Annotated in this window: 2 protein-coding genes; both read left to right on the top strand. The window is 59.5% G+C overall.

The genetic code is table 11. From position 1 onward, the window contains the following. The coding region (locus VN887_13475) for a response regulator (GenBank protein ID HXT41016.1) at positions 1 to 1,614 on the top strand (1,614 nt) is incomplete at its 5' end. Between the two features lie 283 nt (positions 1,615 to 1,897). Then, positions 1,898 to 3,250 (top strand): PAS domain S-box protein, encoded by a 1,353-nt coding sequence (locus VN887_13470; GenBank protein HXT41015.1) that lies wholly within the window; start codon positions 1,898 to 1,900, stop codon positions 3,248 to 3,250. The last annotated feature ends 2 nt before the right edge of the window (positions 3,251 to 3,252 follow it).

Raw genomic sequence — 3,252 nt, 5'->3', positions numbered from 1 at the left:
GAAATCCGCACGCCGATGAACGGCATTCTCGGCATGACCAATATATTGCTCGACACGGACCTTACGGCCGTCCAAAGGGGGTTCGCTCAGACGGTCAAGACCAGTGCCGACGCCTTGTTGCGTGTCATCAACGACATTCTGGATTTCTCCAAGATCGAGGCGGGCAAGCTGATCTTTGAAAGTGTGAATCTCAATCTGCGGCAGATCGTGGAGGACGCCGTGGAGCTCCTCGCGCCGCGGGCGCAGGACAAGGGGCTTGAACTCACCTGCCTTATCGCGCAAGACGTCGAGACTCGGCTGGTCGGCGATCCTTCGCGACTGCGCCAGATTCTTCTCAACCTGGTGAGCAACGCCGTCAAGTTCACGGAAAAAGGCGAAGTATTCGTTGAGGTCTCCCGGTTGAATGAAACCAACCAGGAAATCGAAATAAGTTGTTCCGTGCGGGACACAGGTATTGGGATGTCAGAAGAAACTCAAAAAAAACTGTTTCAATCGTTTACGCAAGCGGACGCGTCCACGACGCGGCGGTTTGGCGGAACCGGCCTGGGACTGGCGATTTGTCACAAGCTCGTCGATTTGATGGGCGGCAGCATCAGCGTCACGAGCAGCCCCGGCAACGGTTCGACGTTCCGGTTCACGCTTCGTCTCGCCAGGCAACGGTCGTCGGGCGTCGAGGATGCAAAGAAAAAAAATGCGCTGGCGGGAATCAAGGCGCTTGTGGTGGACGACAGCGCCACGAATCGACAGGTCATTCGCCATATGTTGGGAAGCTGGCAGATGCGGGTGGAGTGCGCCAGCAACGGGGCCGAGGCGTTGCGAAAAATGCGCCGGGCGGCATCGGCGGGTCATCCTTTCCAGCTCGTAATTCTCGACTTCCTGATGCCGGAGATGGATGGCCTGGCGGTAGGGCGGGAGATCAAATCCAATCCACAACTCGCGGATGCCCGATTGGTGATGCTCAGTTCATTCTGCCAGAACACTGATCAGACGTTGCTCAGCCGCGCGGGCATCTGCAACTGGCTGACAAAGCCGATCAAGTCCGCGCACTTGTACAATTGCCTGGCCAAACTGGTTGACAAGACTGCGCCTGGCAATGCCGTCGCGCCCGCCTTACCTGAATGTCCCGGCGGGAAACCGGCGCCGACAGCTCCGTCCGCGGGTCTGGATGGCGCTCGCGTCCTTCTCGCCGAAGACAATCGCGTCAACCAAATGGTCGCCGTTCTTCAACTGCGAAAACTCGGCTATCGGGTGGATGCGGTGAACAATGGCGCGGAAGCGGTGGAGGCCTGGCAACGTGGCTCTTACCCGATCATTCTTATGGATTGCCAGATGCCGGACATGGATGGCTACGAAGCCACCGGAAAAATCCGCGAACTTGAAGCCGCGAAAAAACTGCCGCCGACGCGAATCATCGCGATGACGGCCAACGCCATGCAGGGCGACCGGGAATTATGCCTGGCGACCGGCATGGACGATTACATCTCCAAGCCAATCGACGAGAAAAGGTTGATTGACGCGCTTGAAGCGCGCGCGCCGCGGTTGTCAGGGACGGGACCGAACGCGCCGGTTTCCCGGTCGAAAATCGCCGAACCATGTGAGGGGGTGCTGTCATGAGCGAGATCGGACGCGGCAAACCAGCGGGATCTCAACCAGGGTGCCGGCCGGGCTCGCGAGGCCACCGACGCCTGCATCGTCGCGAAGCCCGTGGACGTTCGACACTTCAGCCACCGCGTTCCTCCGGCAAGTTTTAACGGAATCGGATTTTTACTGGGCGCTGCCCAAACGATCTGCTATAAGAATGACGTGAGCTGGTGCCACGAGACGTTCGACACCCCATGGGTAAGAGGAGCACCGCAGCGACGGAGAACGGACCAGCCGCCAAACGCAGCGAGCGCAAATGTCTTCGCCACTTAAGGTATTGATTGTCGAAGATTCAGAAGACGACGCATTGTTGATGATCCAGGAATTGCGGCGCGGCGGTTATGATGTGACCTACGAGCGCGTAGATTCTGCCGCCAGCCTGGGCGCTTCGCTTGATAAACAGGAGTGGGACCTCATCCTCAGCGATTACACCCTTCCGGGATTCGACGGGCAGACCGCGCTGGGCCTCGTCAGGGATCGGCAACCGGATGTCCCGTTCATTCTCGTTTCCGGGACGGTCGGCGAGGAGACCGCTGTCGAGGCGATGAGGCGAGGAGCACACGACTATTTGCTCAAGGACAGACCGACGCGTCTGGTGCCCGCGGTGCAACGCGAATTACGGGAGGCGGAAGTGCGCCGCGAGCGCCGCCGGGTCGAAGAATCACTGCGGGAGAACGAGCATCTGCTGCGGTTGGTCATTGACCTTGTGCCGCATTTCATTTTCGCCAAGGACTCAAACAGCCGCCACCTGTTCGTCAACCGCGCCTGCGCTGAAGCCAACGGATTGACGCCCGAGCAAATGGTCGGCCGCAGCGACCTGGATCTGTTGACCGACCGGATTCAGGCCGAGGCGTTCATGAGAGACGACCGGGAAGTGATTGCCAGCGGTCGGCCGAAGTTGATTCCCGAGGAGCGGTTGACGGACTCCACCGGGAGGACACGCATTCTCCAGACCATGAAAATTCCCTTCGCCGCACCCGGCACGGGGGAGCCGGCCGTTTTGGGCGTGGCGGTGGATGTGACCGAACACAAATTGGTCGTGCAGGCGTTGCGTGAAGGAGAAGAACGCATGCGCCTGATCATCGACACGGCGCTCGACTCGGTGATCACCATGGACGCGGAGGAACACATCACCAACTGGAACGCCCAGGCCGAAACGACCTTCGGGTGGTCAAGCGAGGAGATCACCGGGCGTCTTCTGTCTGAAACGATCATCCCGCCGCGGTACCGTGAGCAGCATAGGCGCGGCTTGAAGCAGTTCCTTGCCGGCAGCCCCAGCCCGATGTTGAACAAGCGTATTGAAATCGTGGCGCTCCATCGAGACGGGCGGGAGTTTCCGGTCGAACTGGCGATCGCCCCTGTGGAGCGCAATGGCGAATGGTTTTTCAGCGCCTTTGTTCGCGACATCACTGAACGCAAAAGGGCGGAGGAAGCCATCCAACAACGCGCCGCAGAGCTTGAGCGCTTCCATCGGTTGAGCGTGGGGCGTGAAATGCAGATGATCGAACTGAAGAAAGAGGTCAACGAACTGGCCAGACAGGTCGGACGACCGCCCCCTTATGACCTCTCTTTTCTGGACCCCCGCGACAAATCCCAGGCCAGATCATGAAG

This window comes from Candidatus Angelobacter sp. (assembly GCA_035607015.1).
GTDB lineage: Bacteria > Verrucomicrobiota > Verrucomicrobiia > Limisphaerales > AV2 > AV2.
The sequence above is the reverse complement of the archived record's forward strand: the minus strand, read 5'-3'. Positions and strand labels throughout refer to the sequence as shown.

Bases quoted from the DNA above. Each gene is read 5' to 3' on its own strand.
- VN887_13470 (HXT41015.1), top strand. From the start codon at position 1,898: ATGTCTTCGCCACTTAAGGTATTGATTGTCGAAGATTCAGAAGACGAC.